Raw genomic sequence first — 17,116 nt, forward strand, 5'->3', positions numbered from 1 at the left:
TTTGCCCTGGCATTTATCTGCACCGTATAAAATAATAACATAGAAAGATTTCATTTTTCAACGCTTTTTATAATTTATGTAAAGTTTTGGTGAAATTTAGGTAAAACCGTCGTCAGGGCAGATTGCATTTCCACTGACGATTGTTTATAATGAACTTAATTTTTGGAAAGGAGATCACAATGCTGCCAGATTATCATTTTCACTCAGATTTTTCAGGTGACTCCAACACCCCCATGAGGCGCCAGATTGAGCAGGCCATTCTGCTTGGAATGGATTCCTTATGTGTGACGGATCACCATGATTATGACGTAGATTCCCCTATTGACTTTACCCTTGACCCGGACCTGTATTATCAGACCATGTCCGGACTGAGAGAAGAATACAGGAACCGCATTGACCTTCGTATCGGAATTGAACTGGGGCTGCAGCCCCATTTAACACAGTACTATAGCGGACTGCTGAAACGCTATGATTTTGACTATGTGATCGGATCCACCCACTTCATCAACAGAAAGGACGCTGCCTACCCGGAATTTTTTGAAGGGAAACGGGAAGAAGAGGCATATCTTCAGTATTTTAAGGCGACACTGGAGAATGTAAGAATGAAAGATGCTTATGACGCAGCCGGACATATGGATTATATTGTCCGGTATGGTCCTAATAAAGCAGCGTTTTACAGTTATGGCGCATATCAGGATATTATTGATGACATATTAAAGACAGTAATTGAAAATGGGAATGGTATCGAGTTAAACACCGCAGGCTACAGAAAGGGAATCGGACAGCCAAATCCGTCGAAAGATATTATGAAACGTTACCACGAGCTGGGCGGTGAGATTATCACTGTCGGATCAGATGCCCACATACCGGAGGATTTAGGCGCGGATTTTAAGACTGCAAAAGAGCTGCTGAAGCATTGCGGATTTTCCTATTATACAGAATTCAGAAAAAGAAAACCGGAATTTAAACCACTTTGATTTGGCTGAGAAAAAACGGATTGGAGAATTATCATGAATGTATTTGACATCGTCGGGCCTGTGATGATCGGGCCCTCCAGCTCACATACGGCCGGAGCCGCCCGCATCGGTAAAACTGCCGCTCTCCTTCTTGGAGAGCCGGTGGCTAAAGCGGATATTCTGTTCCACGGTTCCTTTGCTAAAACCTACAAAGGACATGGAACCGATAAAGCCATCGTCGGCGGAATCTTAATGTATGATCCCTGGGACCCCGGGATCCGTACCAGTCTTGAAACTGCTGACAGTCAGGGCATCTGCATCACCATTCACACTGGCACCATTGAAAATGCCCATCCAAACACAGCCCTGGTCACACTTACCGGAACGGGCGGTAATACGCTTTCTGTTCAGGGTGCTTCTGTTGGCGGAGGAAATATCGTAATTAACAAAATTAATGACATGGAAGTATATTTTACCGGCCAGAATACCACATTAATCGTAATGCATCAGGATGTTCCCGGCATCATTGCCCATGTCACAAATCTGGTTGCTGCCGGCAATGCCAATATCTGCAATTTCCGGTTAAACAGGCAGGAAAAAGGCGGGCTGGCTATTATGACTATTGAAATGGATTCCGATTTCGATCCTTCTTTAGCCGATCAGATCCGGCTTCTTCCTCATGTCTACAACACCATTCTTTTTAAACTGGGCTAAAAGAACCAGCCAGCAGGAGAAAAACAATGAAACTAAAATATAATACCGTGGAAGAGCTGGTCAACGCCGCTTCTTCCAGTCATAAAAAAATTTCTGAAATCGTTCTGGAACAGCAGGCAGAGGATATGGAATCAACCACAGAACTGGTTTACGCAACCATGGAAAGCAGCTTTGATGTCATGCGCCAGTCTGTAATCAGCGGGCTTGATGAGACACTTCGTTCTCCCAGCGGGCTTTCCGGCGGAGCTGCCGCAAAGTTAAAAAAAGCCGTTGATGAAGGAAAAAACCATTACGGTCATCTTCTTGGCAATGCCATCAGCATGGCACTTGCTGTCACAGAATTTAATTCCTGCATGGGTAAAATCGTTGCAGCTCCCACTGCCGGCTCCTGCGGAGTTATTCCTGCAGCTTTAATCTCCGTTATGGATGAGTACGATATTCCAAAGCATGACATCGTTATGTCCCTGTTTACCTCCTCTGCCATCGGCATGGTCATCGCCAAATGCGCCAGCATTGCCGGAGCTGAGGGAGGCTGTCAGGCAGAGGTTGGCGCCGCTTCCGCCATGGCAGCTGCCGCACTGACTGAACTTTTTGACGGTACACCCCAGATGGTCTCAGACAGCTGTGCCATTGCATTAAAAAACACCATGGGACTCGTCTGCGATCCGGTGGCCGGACTTGTGGAAGTACCCTGCATCAAACGAAATGCCATGGGTGTTGCCAACGCCTTTACCGCATCAGAGCTCGCCTGTGCCGGAATAAAAAGTGTGATTCCCGCAGACGAAGTAATTCTTGCCATGAGACAGGTGGGACAGCTCATGTCTTCTTCCTTAAAAGAAACGGCAGAAGGAGGACTGGCTGCCACTCCTACCGGCTGCCGCCTGTGCAAACAGATTTTCGGTCCTGATACCTGCGGCGGTGAATAATTTTACTCTCATATCTATTCTGTCATTTCTTCATCCTGGAAGAAAGAAATGTGTAAAAATCATTTTTTTCTTCCTTTAAAATGCGGTTGGGCAGAACGAATCCATGAGTGGAATTTAAAAACACCAGAATCATGGAAGGCTTTCTGGCGATTCGCCTGATTTTATTCCAGCTGATATCCTGATTTTCTTCCCCCTGCCCCACATGAATTCCCGTATCATCAAACCGGAGCCTTATATCGTGGCTGGTTGCTGCCTGCTTTTTTGCCTTGCCATAAACTGCAAGGGGCTGAATAACCGGAAAGAGAAAGCATCCTAAAACCGCAATGACCCGGAACAAATTGCCGGAAGTTTCCCATCTGACAATGGTAAGTGTCAGGACTGCTGCCGTAAAAATCACGTTGCACACCCCTACCATTGATCCATAAATATAGTACATGGACAGCTGCCAGATATCCATTCCTGTATTCCGGTAAGTATACTCATATCTCATAATTCTTTTCCTCTCATAACAGAAATCAGGCATCGAAAAGAACAATGCCTGATTTCAAAAGTGCTCATCATTTTGCAAATAAGGACGGTAACCAGAGACTGGCAGCCGGTACAAACGTAATCAGTAAAAGGGTAACAATCATGCAAAGATAAAATGGAAGGGTTGCCTTTACCACCTTTTCCATCGGAATTTTTGCTACCGCAGAACCGATAAAGAGTACCGCACCAACCGGTGGTGTTAAAAGTCCGATACCGCAGTTAAGTACCATTATAATACCAAACTGAACCGGGTCAATTCCAATTGAGGTTGCAATCGGAAGTAAAATAGGTGTTGCAATCAAAATAATTGGTGACATATCCATGATACAGCCAAGCACCAGCAGAATCAGGTTCAAAAGCAGAGCAAGAATAATCGGATTAGAGGTAACTCCCGTAATTGCATTTGCTGCCATATCCGGAACATGGAGAGAGGTCAGACAATAGCCGAACACATTGGAAGTTGCAATCAGGATCAGAACTATTGCCAGTGTATTCACACAGTCCTCCATCACCCTCCAGACACCCTTCCAGTCCAGACCCCTGTAAATAAAGACGCTGACAAGAAGGCTGTATATAACAGCAATGGCTGCTGACTCTGTTGCAGTAAATACACCGCCAACAACACCGAATACAACAATCAATACAGCTGCCAGTGCCCAGAAGGAGATTCCCAGCTGTTTCACCAGATTCTTGATGCTGAATCTGTCACCCTTTGGATAATTTCTTTTTACAGAAATGATATAAGAACCAATCATAAGGGAGAGTGCAAGGATTGCTCCGGGAACGTAACCGGCAAGGAATAAGCTTCCTACCGAAATACCGCCTGCTGTAGTCGCATAAATTACCATATTATGGCTTGGTGGAACAAGAAGTCCCTCACAGGAAGATGTAATGGTTACTGCAGTTGAAAAATCATCATCATATCCCTGATCCACCATCATTGGAATGAGGATTGATCCCAGAGAAGCAGTATCAGCTGCTGCAGAACCGGAGATACCTCCAAAGAAATAAGATGCAACGATATTTACCATGGCCATACCACCCCGCATCCAGCCTACACAGGCATTTGCCAGAGCAATCAGCTTTTCAGAAATACCGCCGGATCCCATGAGAACACCCATGGTGATAAAGAACGGTACTGCCATTAAGCTGAAGGAGCTGATTCCTTTTACCATCTGCTGACAGATCACCGCAAGGGAACTTCCCTGAGCAAGCAGACAGAATACAGCGGATAAAGCTACGGCATAAGCGATTGGAAACCGCAGAAAAACCATCAGAAAGAAACTTCCCAGTAAAACCAGGATTGCAATATTAGCGCCCATTAGAGATTTTCCTCCTTTACAAACAGTTTTTTCACATCATTGTAGAGAGCTTCCAGTTCGAATATAATCATTGCACCACCTGCCAAAGGAACAGGAAAATACATCCAAAATCTGGAAAGCTTCGGCATACTGGTATAAAAGCCCTTTGACCCGATGCCATTCGCATATTTCCAGCCTACTGTCAGCATGATCAATGCAAGAGCAAGAATGGAGACATCTGCCAGAATATCAAGAACCATGATCAGTTTCTTTGGCAGATATCTGTCCAGTGCAGTCATACGGATATGAGATCCTTTCCGAATGGCAAGAGCTGCGGATAGTACCGCCATATAGCTCATAAAGGTTAATACCACCTCTTCACTCCACGCCGGATCCGGAATAAAAGGGATATATCTTCCGGCCACCGACATTGTGGTTATCAGAACATCCCCGATCAAAAGTATCTTACATATAAACAAAACAATCTTATAAACGATATCATAAGCCGGTTTTATTTTGTCAATTGTTTTGAAAATTTCTGGCATAAAGAACCCCTTTCTAATAGTGAGGGCACAGAAAGCTGAGTTTTCTGTGCCCCACTTGTCAACACTGATTATTTCATATCAAGAATCTTCTGATATAATTCTGCATTATCCTTTGTGTTTTCAGCAATAACATCTTTGCAGGCTTCCTGCCATGGTGTAATGTCTTTTACTTCAACGATATTAACACCATCTTTCTTCAGTCCATCAAGCACTTCGTTTTCCGCATCCTGAGAAAGTTTCTGGTTGTAATCAGAAGCATATTTGGCAGCTTCCGTCATAGCCTTCTGCTGATTCTCAGTTAATTTATCCCATGAAGCATCTGTAATGATAACCTGAATGGCACCAAGTGTATGTCCGTCAAGAATTAAGTTTGGAGCAACTTCCTGGAATGCATTTCCTTTGTAGTTGGCAATTGGCTGCTCAGCAGCATCTACTACACCGGTCTGAAGAGCGGAATAAAGCTCGTTCATGCTTACTACGGTTGCATTTGCGCCTAATGCGCCTACCATGCCTGTCATGACAGGGTCACTGGAAACACGGATCTTTAATCCTTTAATATCATCAATTCCATTAATCGGCTTCTTGGAGAAGAAATGACGGAAGCCTTCTTCACCGTAGAATAAACCTCTTACACCAAGTCCGATATCGTGCGGCTCCATTAAAAACTCAGGAGCAAGATCGCTGTTTACAAATTTCCAGTAATGATCACGGCCTGCAAATGTGTATGGTATGGATAACAGTTTTGACTTATTTGCACCATAGCTGGTGAGAGCAAATGCAGAGATACGTGACATATCAATGGTTCCGCCTCCGCCAAGCATGTTATCAAGAACATCGTTTTCTGCTCCAAGAACACCGCTTGCCTGTAAATCAATTTTAATGGATCCGCCGGACAGCTCTTCTACTTTGTCTTTAAATGCCTGATCGGTTTTTCCTACAATTGTATCCAAAGGATTTACTTCTGCATATACAAGTGTTACCTGTGGATCTGTGGAAGAAGCTTCTTTTGATTCTCCTCCCTTGGTTGTCTCGCCTGCTGCTGCAGTGGTTGCTGCTGCAGTGGTACCCTCCGTTGCGGTATTATTCTTTGCAGTACCGCCGCATGCTGCTAATGATAAGGCTGCAATTGCAGCTAACATTAAAGCACTCAGTCCTCTTTTTTTCATGATATAACCCCTCCTTCTAAATTTCCTTGCCTGTTGGAAACCTTTACTTCCTTATGTTTCCCCAGCGAAATCATTCTATCACACAAAAAGTGATAAAACTACGGTAAATAATTGCGAATCCTAGTATTATTTTAACATCTTCTTCACAAACTATTCCCGATTTTTTATATAACATTAACATTGTTTTTGGTTTTTTGCTGCTTTGTTTGACATTTCAGTCAAAAAAAGACCCATACATCAATCATGTACGGATCCTTTTCGTTATTTTGCTCTTATTCCTCTATCTTCCTCTTGTAGATCTCAATCACCTTTTTCATAGCCTCCTGGCCGGGTGCGCCAATGGTCATTCGCTTCTCCACACAGGTCTTTAAGCTGATGGCATCGTAAATATCTTCCTCAAAAACAGGGCTGATGGCTTTATATTCTTCCAGCGTCATATCATCAAGAGCAATTCCTTTTTCTATACAGAAAAGCACAAGCTGACCCACAATTCCATGAGCATCCCGGAACGGAACTCCATGGTTTACCAGGTAATCTGCAGCATCAGTTGCATTGGTGAAACCGTTCTTTGCACTTACCTCCATTACATCCTTGCGGAAGGTCATGGAAGAAATCATGCCTGTAAACAGGGCAAGGCATCCTTTTACTGTATCAATGGCATCAAAGGTCAGCTCCTTATCTTCCTGCATATCCTTGTTATATGCAAGGGGAATCCCCTTCATTGTGGTTAAAATGGAAATAAGTGCCCCATAAACGCGCCCTGTCTTTCCCCTGATCAGCTCCGCAATATCAGGATTCTTTTTCTGAGGCATAATGCTGCTTCCGGTACTATAGGAATCATCAATTTCCACAAAACGGTACTCATTGGTATTCCAGATAATGATTTCCTCGCAGAATCTGCTTAAATGCATGGAAATGGTAGATAAGGCGCTTAAAAGCTCAATTAAATAATCTCTGTCTGCAACCGAGTCCATGCTGTTTAAGGTAGGCCCCTCAAAACCAAGAAGCTTAGCTGTATATTCCCGGTCTAAAGGATAAGTCGTCCCTGCCAGAGCTCCCGACCCCAGGGGACAGTAGTTCATTCGTTTCCTGATATCCAAAAGGCGGGAATAATCCCGGTCAAACATCTCAAAATAAGCTCCTGTATGATGAGCCAGTGTAATGGGCTGGGCCTTTTGCAGATGGGTAAATCCCGGCATATAGGTATCCAGATTTTTCTCCATCAGAGCCAGAAGTTCCTTTAAAAGCCCCTTTACAAGTACTGTAAGCTCATCAATCTCATCTCTGGTGTACAGTTTCATATCCAGAGCTACCTGATCATTTCTGCTTCTTCCTGTATGAAGACGTTTTCCGGCATCTCCGATTCGTTCCGTTAAAACCGCTTCCACAAAGGAATGGATATCTTCATGCTCCGCTGTGATTGTAAGCGTTCCGCTTTCTAAATCAGCACAGATGCCTTTCAGGCCGCCGATAATTTTATCCCGGTCCTCTTCACTGATAATGCCCTGTTTCGCCAGCATTGTAACGTGAGCAATGCTTCCCTCGATGTCCTGATGGTAAAACTTCTGGTCAAAAGACAGGGATGCATTAAAATTGTGAACCAGCTGATTGGTTTCCTTGGTGAAGCGACCGCCCCATAATTTCATAATTGTTCTCCTCTTTCCTTAGTTAGTTGTATGAGTCCGCATGGGTTTGCGTTTTTTATTCTTTCCTGCTGCCAGGCCAGCCAGCACAAGCAGTATCAATATGCTTCCTCCGGTAATCATTCCACCTGTCTTTAAGCCCTGGGGCATATATTCCAGTGAAACCTCATGAGTACCGGCTGTCATATGAACGCTTAAAAAGGTGTCAAATATTTTATAGGGCTCTGCGTCTTTTCCGTCGATCTTAACAGACCAGCCTTTGTCAAACGGAATGCTCAGATACAAAAGTCCTGCTCTCTCTGCATCAACGGTGCCCTTAATCTGTGTATCTGTCCACTTGGTAAGCTTAAGTGAATTTTTATTTAATACCTGATAAACTGATTCAAGCCCTTTGGGAAGAAAACGGTAAGCGCTGGCCACCAGATCCTGCTCATTGTCATCGTTACGGAGGGTGACCTCTTCTCCAGATTTTAAATAACCAAGTTCCAGCAAATATCCGCGGCTCACGTTGTCAAAGTTTTTCGTCTTTTCTCCCAGAAGTGCTGTGACCTTTTCAACTTTTTTATTGCTGACAAAAACATAGTAATCTCCATCTGTATCAGGAGTAAAAGTAAAGCTTTTACCCTTCACTTCACTTGGCACTTCAGAAAGCACCGGGCTTGCACCTAATACCACTGATAAATCATTCTGAACCTCTGCTGGGTTCGTCAGATCCAGCTGCCAGTTATTCTCCACATCATAAGGCATCATAACGCCTAAGGAAAGGGCATACGTATTTTCCCTCAGCTGCATCTCATCCTGAACAGATACAAGAGAAGAGATTTCATTTTCACCGGCTTCTTCCGAGTACAGAGCATATTTCACAGCAAAAAGAGCATCAACAAGAGGAGTGCTTCCAGTTATGCTGTAGGCATTAGTAGAACTCTCGCAGCCAAGCTTCTTAAAAAATTTGGACAGATCCGCATTAGCAGTGGAAGAAAACAGGGACACGGAAGGGAAATTCATCCATGCGCCGTCATTCTTAGTCTTTCTTGTCACCTTCTCCACCCTGTAGAAAGCCGGGTTCGGCATCAGGCTTTCCGTTAAGTCTATCGATGCCCTGTTATCCTTTATATAGCTTGTACGGCTTGTGGTTGTTACGCTTGTAACCGTAGTGTTAACTGCTGCCTCTAAAGACACCACGCCAAGCGCCAGCAAAACAAGCATATTCCTGCTGGTCCCCTTCTGATAAAGACCAATCAGACCCGCATAGACTGCCAGAAAAATAATGGCAACATAAAAAACAGAAAAATGGAACGCATCATCTGTCACAAGTTTCTGTGCCATAATTACAAAGATAACAGAGGCGAAGAAAGCTGTGACAACATGTTTCCAGGGGATGTCATGTAAATAAATATAAGCATGATATCCGGCTGTCAGCATAAGAAAAATATAAATAAAGGACTGCCTGCAGGGCAGACTGTTGGGATAATGAAATCCATGCCAGATAAAATTCAGTACGTTAATGGAAAAGCTGGCGAAAAAAAACAGTATGAGGGAACACATGACAATCTTATCCCTCTGCCGGATCTTCCTGCATCCAAGGTATAACAGAAAAAATATAAGGATTGCCACACCGCAGTAAATATTAGGCCAGTGGTCCAGTCCGATTTCCGTTTCCACCGCAGGCAAATGTCTTGCGATCATATCAAAGATGGAAAAATAGGAACTGAATGTCTGGGGGAAGTTAATATCACCCGAAGCCGTCATCTTCATGGCATAGATCTCAGGCAGCAGTACAACAGCCGCCAGTCCTCCCGCCAAAAGAGAATATGCAGCGAAATGAATGCAGTTAAGCAGAATTTCTTTCCACGGCTTTCTTCCTTCCAAAATCAGCAGCGCACCAAAATAGAAGACCATAAAAATACATATCATAATAGATATGTAATAATTTGATAAAATTGATAACCCCAGTGTAATACAGTAAAGAAAACACTTCTTTTCCTGAACCAGCTTTTCAAGTCCCAGCATAATAAGAGGGAACAGCAAGATACAGTCCAGCCACATGATATTCCAGCTGTATGCTGCCATATATCCGGATAACGCATAAAAGATTCCGAAAAAAGCAATACCAAAATCAGCTGTTTTAAAATGTCTTCGCAAATACCAGGAAAAAGCAAGACCGCTTAATCCTATCTTAAAGACAATCATATATGTCATAAACTCAATGATATAATTTTTCGGACAGAGCACAATCAGCCAGTTTAAGGGACTTGCCAGATAATAGGAATAGAGAGCTGCAAAATTAACTCCCATTCCAATATCCCAGCTGTATAAAAGGCTGCCGCCGTGAGTCAGCTTATACTGGAATTCAGAGAAAAACGGAGCATACTGATGATACATATCCGTTCTTAAAAAGCTTTCTTCTCCAAAAGGAAAGATCCCTCTCTGTGCAAAAATAATGATCATGATAACCACAGGCACAAAAAAAGCCGCAATCAGACCGTCAGAAGCTTTTACAAGGCTTCCGCTTTTATGCTCTTTCTTTTTAAAAGCGGGATGCCTGTCCTTATAAAATGGTTCCCCAGCCCTGATTTCTTCTTCGTCCTCGTCCTCTTCCTCATCTGCCTCAGTGGTTAAGTATTTATCATCAGAATAATAATCACTGTCATCCTCAGAACCGCCGTAATCATACAGCTCTTCCATTCCCTCCACCGGAACATCAAGCCGTATCACAGGCATGGATTCACGATCAATTTCCACTTCTCCTTTATCAGTCAAAACACCTGTATCCTGATTGTCACCCGGCTTTTTCCCCTCCCGGATGTTCTCAGTTCTATCTTTTTTTTCATCTGATGTCATTTTAAGAATATCCTCTAATTCCTTCGAAATCTTTTCAATATCGTCATCGCGTTCCATTTAATTTACCTCTCTTTACAGGGGGGAACCTCACTCTTTCGGAATATGAAAAGCTTGCTGAATACATAGTTTACAATCACAACAACGATGGACACCAGCATTTTGCTTACATATTCATCCATATTGAGCCAGGAAACCATTATCACCATAAGAACCATTTCCATGACGCCTGATGCCGCCCTGCATGCAGTAAAGGAAATCATCTCCTTTATCACAAATCCCAGGTGCAGATCATAGCTTTGAAAAACAAAGATTTTATTAACACCAAATGCAAACAGCACAGAAACCAGCCAGGCTGCTGCAGTGCTGATCCGGTAGTCGATTCCGGCTTTCACCATTCCAACATACACGATCCAGTTGACTACCGTGGTAAGGACACCGAATACCAGATAGGAAATGACTTCCCGGTTCATAACCTTGTCCCATATTTTTTTTATCATAATTGCTTTTCTCCTGTAAAACACATTTCCTCTATTGTATTATAGGCACCGGAAATTGTAAAGGAAATCTAAGGGGACGTTACCAGAAAGTCCTTTGCTCCTTCCGTATAATGAACACTGCCATCAGCAGTGATAAAAACTCCGTAAACATCATCCATGGAATTTAACAGTTCCATTCCCTTTTCCAGCCCCATGGAAAAGCAGGTGGTGGATAATGCATCCCCATCAACAGAAAGCTTTGACAGAATCGTAACGGAAACCAGTCCATTGTCATAGGGGTAACCATCTCTTGGATTTAAAATATGATGGTAGTTCACACCGTCTTTTACAAAATGGCGTTCATATACTCCGGATGATACCACAGACATATCTTCTATATTCAATGTTTCTATGGTCTCATTCCTGTCTGCATAAGGCTTCTGCAGTCCGATCTTAAAAGGACTTCCATCCGGTTTATTCCCGACACAGAGGACATTTCCACCCAGATTAATGACTGCGCTTCTGACCCCCTGTTCAAGGAGGTAATCCTTCATCCGGTCTGCTATATAACCTTTTGCAATGGCGCCAAAGTCTATGGAAGTATCCGGGGATAAAAAGGTGAGAGTATCATCGTCAAGCTTTAAATTCTGGTAACCCACTTTTTTAACCGCAGCACTGATTTCATCCGAAGGGGGAACAACGGGATTTGGAGCTGTAAAATCCCATAAAGAGGACAAAGGTTCCACCGTAATATCAAAATCTCCTCCTGAGATTCTGGAATAATAAAGCCCCTTGGAAAGGAGCGCTGCCATATCCGGTGACAGTTTAACAGACGATTCCTGGGCAGGTCTGTGGTTGATCTCATAAACTTCGCTGCCCTCAATGGTTTTACTGAAAACATTTTCATAGGAACGGCAGATATCAAGGCATTCATTTAAAATCTTAGGATCATCCTTATCATAAAGCGTGACAGTAACAAATGTATTTAACAGAAACCCAGACTTGCTGATCGGTTCTATCTTTCTCTGGCATCCGGCAAGAAGGCTGACAGCCAGACAGACCGCCAAAACCGCTGTTTTTCCTTTTTTCATTCCTGATCCTCCATTTCCCTGCCGGCTGCCTCTGCATGCTCCACAAACATCCGGCGTACCCCTTCTATCTCACCCATTCCTTTCAGCCGGCAGATGACCTCATAACCATCTGCTTCGAGCCGGCTTTTCCACGAATCACTGTCAATACCAGCCATATCATTATGAGCATGATCTCCGCAGACAATCATCATCGGCTGGAGAACCACCCGCTTTGAGTCTCTCTCATCCAATTCTGCCTTTACATCATCAAAAGAAGGTTCTGCTTCTACCGTTCCCACATGATACCTGGTGTATCCCTTTTTCTTTAAAATTCCAGCCAGACGATAATATGCTGCATTGGCCTCATGTTCTGATCCATGCCCCATAAACAGAATCTCCATACCCTCAGAATCATATTCTTTCGTATCTTCAGTTAAAATTGAGGCAAGCTTTAAATAGTCTTCCTCAGAAGAAAGTAAAGGTGCACCGATTATCAATCGTTCAAAAGAATCTTTCTGTTTTTTTGCAGCATTGACGATGCAGTCATATTCTTCCCCGCCCATAACAAGTGTCGGCTGGATAATCACCCGTTTAAAGCCTTCTTTCGCAAGCTTTATAATAGCTTCCTCCACTCCGTCAATGATAATATTATCCCGCTTCTTTAATATATCTATAATAATCCGGCTGGTAAACGCCCGTCTGAATTCATAGGAAGGAAACTTAACAGCTAACGCCTGTTCAATGGGTTCTATGGTTCTTTTTCTGCTTTCGTTATAGCTTGTACCAAAACTCACTACTAATAATGCCTGTTTCATCTTTCTGGTCCACACTTTCTAATCTTTTTCCTGACTACCATATCACAGATGATTTTTGCTGTCAAATTCCTTTTTACGCACCACAGGCGCAGAACCAAACGGTTCTGCGCCTGTGACACACATTGCATACATTTTATTGGAGATTATTTTAAAAATCTACCTCTTTATCATAGTAACAACAGGTTAACAGCTTCTCCATCTCTACCGGTGTAATTGCCCGTGGATTGGAGCCGGTGCATGCATCACCAACTGCTAACTCAGCTACTGCCGCTAATTTATCATTGAACTCTTTTTCATCAATGATTCCGCCTTCGTATTCCTTAATACAGGTGGGAATATCCAGCTTCTTGTTCATAGAACGGATTTCAGCAATCAGTGCATCAACCAGTTCTTCATCAGTACTGCCCTCTAAACCAATGAAACGGGCTATCTCGCCATAACGCTTTGCTGCCTCTGCGTCTTTGGAATTAAACTTAATTACTTTAGGAAGGTACATGGCATTGGCACAGCCATGAACAATGTGTCCGCCTGAATAAGCAGCTCCTGTTTTATGAGCCATGGAATGAACGATTCCAAGGAGTGCATTGGAAAATGCCATACCTGCAAGACACTGTGCGTTATGCATACGGTCACGTGCTGCCATATCTCCATTATAGGAATCAATCAGATCATTATGTATCATCTTGATCGCATGAAGCGCAAGAGGATCGGTATAATCGCAGTGAAGGGTGGAAACATATGCCTCCATTGCATGGGTAATCGCATCCATACCTGTATGAGCAGTCAGCTTCTTAGGCATCGTCTCAGCAAGATCCGGATCAACAATTGCCACATCAGGTGTTATATTAAAGTCAGCAAGAGGATATTTAATTCCCTTGTGATAATCAGTAATAACGCTGAATGCCGTAACTTCGGTAGCAGTACCGGATGTAGAAGGAATTGCGCAGAACTGTGCTTTCGTTCTTAAAGTTGGGAAATTAAAAGGAATACATAAATCCTCAAAGGTTGTATCCGGGTACTCATAAAACGCCCACATCGCTTTCGCTGCATCAATGGGTGATCCGCCGCCGATTGCAACGATCCAGTCCGGTTCAAACTCCCGCATCATCTGGGCACCCTTCATAACAGTTTCAACGCTGGGATCCGGTTCTACCCCTTCAAACAGTTTTACTTCAATACCAGCTTCTTTTAAATATGCTTCGACTCTGTCAAGAAAGCCAAAACGCTTCATAGAACCGCCGCCTACAACAACAATTGCTTTCTTTCCCTTTAAGTTCTTTATTTCCTCCAGGGAGCCTTTTCCATGATATAAGTCTCTCGGTAATGTAAATCTAGCCATTGTAAAACCCTCCTTGTGAAATTCCTGTCGTTTCTATGAGATAATTGTAGTTCAAACAGGTGGGAATTACAAAGGTAAAAAAATATATATCAGTATATAAATACTGATATATATTTAACATTCTTATTCTGACAAATTTTCTTTTACCCGGCTTAACTGTTCAAGAAATTTCTTATCCCAGCCAGTAAGCGGATACCCCTTCCGGCAAATCAGTGCATCCCTGAAATCCTTCTTCTTTGCGCACTGTTTTTCCACCAGCTGATACCGTTTTAAAAGCTCAGCCGGCATGGGAGACACCCACATATAGGTCATTGAATTATCACACAAAAGCTGAAACTGGCTGCCTCTTTCATAGACATAAACCCGCTTTGAGGACAGGGGATATTTGATCCCCCTGCCAAAATCATTGCTTTTGCTGGAAACACCGTCTCCATGAACAATTTCAATAAATTTAGTTAAATCCTCTGTTTCTATCACACTCTTATCTGCCAGCGGGTGGGTTTCTGACATGAGAAGCCTGAGGGAATATTCAAAAACCGATTCCATTAACAGGCCTTTTGCCGCCGTTTCCCTGGCATAATACTTTTCTGAAGTAACCGGGTACCGGATAATGCCAAGATTGTACTCCCCGGTTTCCACATCTCTTATGGTATCTGCCGAGTTCGTTTCACGAAGCCACACGTTCATCATAAAATCCCCGCCGGTTTCTCCGATAAACTTAGAAAATGCAGTGCTGATATAGCTGGCTCTTGGCATGGATAAAGAAAACTCCACGCCGTTTTCATCTCCCGCTTTGTATAGATGCTCCATTTCATCAATCTGAAAGAGAACATTCCTGGCATGTTCTAAAAAGATTCTTCCTCTGGCAGTCGGAACAACTCCCTTGGAAGTCCGTTTAAAGATAGGTGCCCCAAGCCCTTCTTCCAGGGTCTTGATCGCCTTGCTTAAATTCGGCTGATCCATGTATAAATTGGCTGCCGCCTGTGTAATGGACCCTGTCTTTTCCACTTCGACTGCATACTGCAATAACACGGTATTCAATCATCTTCCTCCTTCGTCTCCTGCCACCCGTTCTTTTCCACTTCATAGAGATACTTTGACAGTGCTGCCAGAGATACTGCCATGTTTTCATTTTGAACCAGTATATGTGGCGGTACAGACAGATGCACAGGTGCAAAATTCCAGATGGCCTTTACGCCGCCTGCCACCAGCCTGTCGCATACCCCCTGAGCATACTCTGCGGGCACGGTAATGATTCCGATATGTATACTCATTCTCTGACAGAGGTTTTCCAGTTTATCCATGGAAAGGACCATCTTTCCTCCGATTCTGGTATTCACCTTTCTTCCGTCAGCATCAAAAGCCATAACGATTTCAACTCCGTACTGCTCAAACCCTTTATAGGAAAGCAGAGCCTTCCCCAGATAACCCACGCCTACCAGTACAGCCTGGTTGGTGTTATGAAATCCGAGGAATTCCTCCATATCCCCTATTAATTCCTTAATTACATATCCCATTTTAGGTTTACCTGCCGTTTTAGCCACCAGTGCCAGATCCTTACGGACCTGGACCTCATTTAGCTGAAGATCCAAAGCAATGGCAGGCGCAGAAATAGTCTCTAATCCTTCGCTGCTTTTCTTTTCCAGATAATGATGATAAACGGGAAGGCGCTCCAGCGATTTTCTGGATATTCCTCCAACCATATGTTTTTTTTCTTCCATAAAATCTTCCCCCAGTCTCATTTAATCCTTCCGGTCTGTAAGAAACATGGCATCACCAAAGCTGAAGAAGCGGTATTTCTCCCTGACTGCTTCCTCGTATGCATGAAGAACGTTCTCTCTTCCCGCCAAAGCTGATACCAGCATAATTAAGGTGGATTCCGGCAGATGGAAATTCGTGATCAGACAATCCAGTACTTTAAAACGGTAACCTGGATAAATAAAGATTTCCGTCCATCCGCTTCCTGCCTTTAAGATACCATCTTCCGTGGATGCGGATTCCACTGTTCTGCAGCTGGTGGTTCCCACACAGACAATCCGGCCTCCCCTTCGTTTGGCATCGTTAACCTTTTTTGCTTCTTCCTCTTCTACTATATAGAATTCGGAATGCATATGGTGAGCTTCTATCTCATCAACCTTAACCGGACGAAATGTTCCAAGACCAACGTGAAGTGTCACATGGGCAATTTCCACCCCTTTTTCCTCTATCTCCTTTAACAGATCCTTTGTAAAATGCAGACCTGCAGTCGGTGCAGCGGCGGAGCCTTCATGCTTTGCATAAACGGTCTGATACCGGTTTTTATCCTGCAGCTGGTGCGTGATATAAGGAGGCAGCGGCATCTGTCCCAGCTGATCTAAAATCTCTTCAAAAATACCATCATAAGAAAACTGGATCAAACGGTTTCCTTCTTCAACCACATCGATAACGGTTCCTTTTAAAAGTCCCTCTCCAAATGATATGACAGTTCCAACTTTTGCTTTCTTTCCCGGTTTCACAAGCGTTTCCCAAATGTCATTCTCTCTTCTTTTTAATAGAAGAATCTCAATCTTTGCCTGGGTACCTTCTTTCACTCCGAAAAGCCTTGCCGGAATTACCTTGGTATCATTAATAACCAGACAGTCTCCCTTTTTTAAATAATCCAGTATATCCTTAAAATGTTTATGCTCGATCTCTCCTGTATGCTTGTCCAGTACCAGCAGCCTGGAGGCAGACCGGTCCTCTAAAGGATCCTGAGCGATCAGCTCCTGGGGTAAATCAAAATAGAAATCTCTGACGTTCATAGAACTACTCTCCTTT

16 protein-coding genes are annotated in these 17,116 nt (G+C 43.5%); 3 read left to right on the plus strand and 13 right to left on the minus strand.

The window, feature by feature from the left end; translation table 11 throughout:
* The first annotated feature begins 179 nt into the window (after window positions 1-179).
* From V7D18_RS15380 to sdaAA, 3 genes are read left to right on the plus strand one after another with little or no spacing between them, the layout of a single operon-like run.
* Window positions 180-977, plus strand: coding sequence for a histidinol-phosphatase HisJ family protein (locus tag V7D18_RS15380; protein WP_426155359.1), 798 nt, complete (start codon window positions 180-182; stop codon window positions 975-977).
* 33 nt (window positions 978-1,010) lie between these two features.
* A complete protein-coding gene (sdaAB, locus tag V7D18_RS15385; protein WP_426155361.1) occupies window positions 1,011-1,670 on the plus strand; it encodes an L-serine ammonia-lyase, iron-sulfur-dependent subunit beta in 660 nt (219 codons plus the stop codon).
* Between the two features lie 26 nt (window positions 1,671-1,696).
* Window positions 1,697-2,596, plus strand: a complete 900-nt coding sequence (sdaAA, locus tag V7D18_RS15390; RefSeq protein WP_426155363.1) for an L-serine ammonia-lyase, iron-sulfur-dependent, subunit alpha — start codon at window positions 1,697-1,699, stop codon at window positions 2,594-2,596.
* Window positions 2,597-2,618: 22 nt separating this feature from the next.
* Here sdaAA and V7D18_RS15395 read toward each other — a convergent pair whose 3' ends face one another.
* The 13 genes from V7D18_RS15395 to queA form a co-directional block, all read right to left on the minus strand.
* Window positions 2,619-3,086, minus strand: a complete 468-nt coding sequence (locus tag V7D18_RS15395) for a YcxB family protein (protein ID WP_426155365.1) — start codon at window positions 3,084-3,086, stop codon at window positions 2,619-2,621.
* 67 nt (window positions 3,087-3,153) lie between these two features.
* On the minus strand, window positions 3,154-4,446 hold the full coding sequence (locus V7D18_RS15400; RefSeq protein WP_426155366.1) for a TRAP transporter large permease: 1,293 nt from the start codon (window positions 4,444-4,446) through the stop codon (window positions 3,154-3,156).
* Window positions 4,446-4,970, minus strand: coding sequence for a TRAP transporter small permease (locus V7D18_RS15405; protein WP_426155368.1), 525 nt, complete (start codon window positions 4,968-4,970; stop codon window positions 4,446-4,448). Before V7D18_RS15405 ends, V7D18_RS15400 begins: the two co-directional genes overlap by 1 nt.
* Before the next feature lie 68 nt (window positions 4,971-5,038).
* Window positions 5,039-6,136, minus strand: coding sequence for a TRAP transporter substrate-binding protein (locus V7D18_RS15410; RefSeq protein WP_426155370.1), 1,098 nt, complete (start codon window positions 6,134-6,136; stop codon window positions 5,039-5,041).
* A gap of 272 nt (window positions 6,137-6,408) precedes the next feature.
* Window positions 6,409-7,782, minus strand: a complete 1,374-nt coding sequence (argH, locus tag V7D18_RS15415; protein ID WP_426155372.1) for an argininosuccinate lyase — start codon at window positions 7,780-7,782, stop codon at window positions 6,409-6,411.
* Window positions 7,783-7,800: 18 nt separating this feature from the next.
* Window positions 7,801-10,677: a YfhO family protein gene (locus V7D18_RS15420; RefSeq protein ID WP_426155374.1), complete on the minus strand. Its 2,877-nt coding sequence runs from the start codon at window positions 10,675-10,677 to the stop codon at window positions 7,801-7,803.
* A 5-nt stretch (window positions 10,678-10,682) separates the two neighbouring features.
* The gene (locus V7D18_RS15425; protein WP_426155375.1) at window positions 10,683-11,117 is read right to left on the minus strand and encodes a GtrA family protein; all 435 of its coding nucleotides are present in this window, start codon (window positions 11,115-11,117) and stop codon (window positions 10,683-10,685) included.
* 68 nt (window positions 11,118-11,185) lie between these two features.
* A complete protein-coding gene (locus V7D18_RS15430) occupies window positions 11,186-12,187 on the minus strand; it encodes an FAD:protein FMN transferase (protein ID WP_426155377.1) in 1,002 nt (333 codons plus the stop codon).
* The gene (locus V7D18_RS15435) at window positions 12,184-12,981 is read right to left on the minus strand and encodes a sirohydrochlorin cobaltochelatase (RefSeq protein ID WP_426155379.1); all 798 of its coding nucleotides are present in this window, start codon (window positions 12,979-12,981) and stop codon (window positions 12,184-12,186) included. The genes V7D18_RS15430 and V7D18_RS15435 overlap by 4 nt, the downstream gene beginning before the upstream one ends.
* Window positions 12,982-13,129: 148 nt before the next feature.
* A complete protein-coding gene (locus V7D18_RS15440; protein ID WP_426155381.1) occupies window positions 13,130-14,320 on the minus strand; it encodes an iron-containing alcohol dehydrogenase in 1,191 nt (396 codons plus the stop codon).
* 123 nt (window positions 14,321-14,443) lie between these two features.
* Window positions 14,444-15,352, minus strand: coding sequence for a LysR family transcriptional regulator (locus V7D18_RS15445; protein ID WP_426155391.1), 909 nt, complete (start codon window positions 15,350-15,352; stop codon window positions 14,444-14,446).
* A 5-nt stretch (window positions 15,353-15,357) separates the two neighbouring features.
* Window positions 15,358-16,041 carry a redox-sensing transcriptional repressor Rex gene (locus V7D18_RS15450; protein ID WP_426155383.1) on the minus strand — a complete coding sequence of 228 codons (684 nt, stop codon included), beginning with the start codon at window positions 16,039-16,041 and terminating at the stop codon, window positions 15,358-15,360.
* A 21-nt stretch (window positions 16,042-16,062) separates the two neighbouring features.
* Window positions 16,063-17,100 (minus strand): tRNA preQ1(34) S-adenosylmethionine ribosyltransferase-isomerase QueA, encoded by a 1,038-nt coding sequence (queA, locus tag V7D18_RS15455; RefSeq protein WP_426155385.1) that lies wholly within the window; start codon window positions 17,098-17,100, stop codon window positions 16,063-16,065.
* Between the last annotated feature and the right edge of the window lie 16 nt (window positions 17,101-17,116).

Source organism: Lacrimispora sp. 38-1, assembly GCF_049890855.1.
GTDB lineage: Bacteria > Bacillota > Clostridia > Lachnospirales > Lachnospiraceae > Lacrimispora.

Coding starts and splice junctions, on each gene's coding strand:
- V7D18_RS15440 (WP_426155381.1), bottom strand. CDS start 14,320: ATGGCTAGATTTACATTACCGAGAGACTTATATCATGGAAAAGGCTCC.
- V7D18_RS15450 (WP_426155383.1), bottom strand. CDS start 16,041: ATGGAAGAAAAAAAACATATGGTTGGAGGAATATCCAGAAAATCGCTG.
- V7D18_RS15430 (WP_426155377.1), bottom strand. CDS start 12,187: ATGAAAAAAGGAAAAACAGCGGTTTTGGCGGTCTGTCTGGCTGTCAGC.
- sdaAB (WP_426155361.1), top strand. CDS start 1,011: ATGAATGTATTTGACATCGTCGGGCCTGTGATGATCGGGCCCTCCAGC.
- queA (WP_426155385.1), bottom strand. CDS start 17,100: ATGAACGTCAGAGATTTCTATTTTGATTTACCCCAGGAGCTGATCGCT.
- sdaAA (WP_426155363.1), top strand. CDS start 1,697: ATGAAACTAAAATATAATACCGTGGAAGAGCTGGTCAACGCCGCTTCT.
- argH (WP_426155372.1), bottom strand. CDS start 7,782: ATGAAATTATGGGGCGGTCGCTTCACCAAGGAAACCAATCAGCTGGTT.
- V7D18_RS15420 (WP_426155374.1), bottom strand. CDS start 10,677: ATGGAACGCGATGACGATATTGAAAAGATTTCGAAGGAATTAGAGGAT.
- V7D18_RS15410 (WP_426155370.1), bottom strand. CDS start 6,136: ATGAAAAAAAGAGGACTGAGTGCTTTAATGTTAGCTGCAATTGCAGCC.
- V7D18_RS15380 (WP_426155359.1), top strand. CDS start 180: ATGCTGCCAGATTATCATTTTCACTCAGATTTTTCAGGTGACTCCAAC.
- V7D18_RS15425 (WP_426155375.1), bottom strand. CDS start 11,117: ATGATAAAAAAAATATGGGACAAGGTTATGAACCGGGAAGTCATTTCC.
- V7D18_RS15405 (WP_426155368.1), bottom strand. CDS start 4,970: ATGCCAGAAATTTTCAAAACAATTGACAAAATAAAACCGGCTTATGAT.
- V7D18_RS15400 (WP_426155366.1), bottom strand. CDS start 4,446: ATGGGCGCTAATATTGCAATCCTGGTTTTACTGGGAAGTTTCTTTCTG.
- V7D18_RS15395 (WP_426155365.1), bottom strand. CDS start 3,086: ATGAGATATGAGTATACTTACCGGAATACAGGAATGGATATCTGGCAG.
- V7D18_RS15435 (WP_426155379.1), bottom strand. CDS start 12,981: ATGAAACAGGCATTATTAGTAGTGAGTTTTGGTACAAGCTATAACGAA.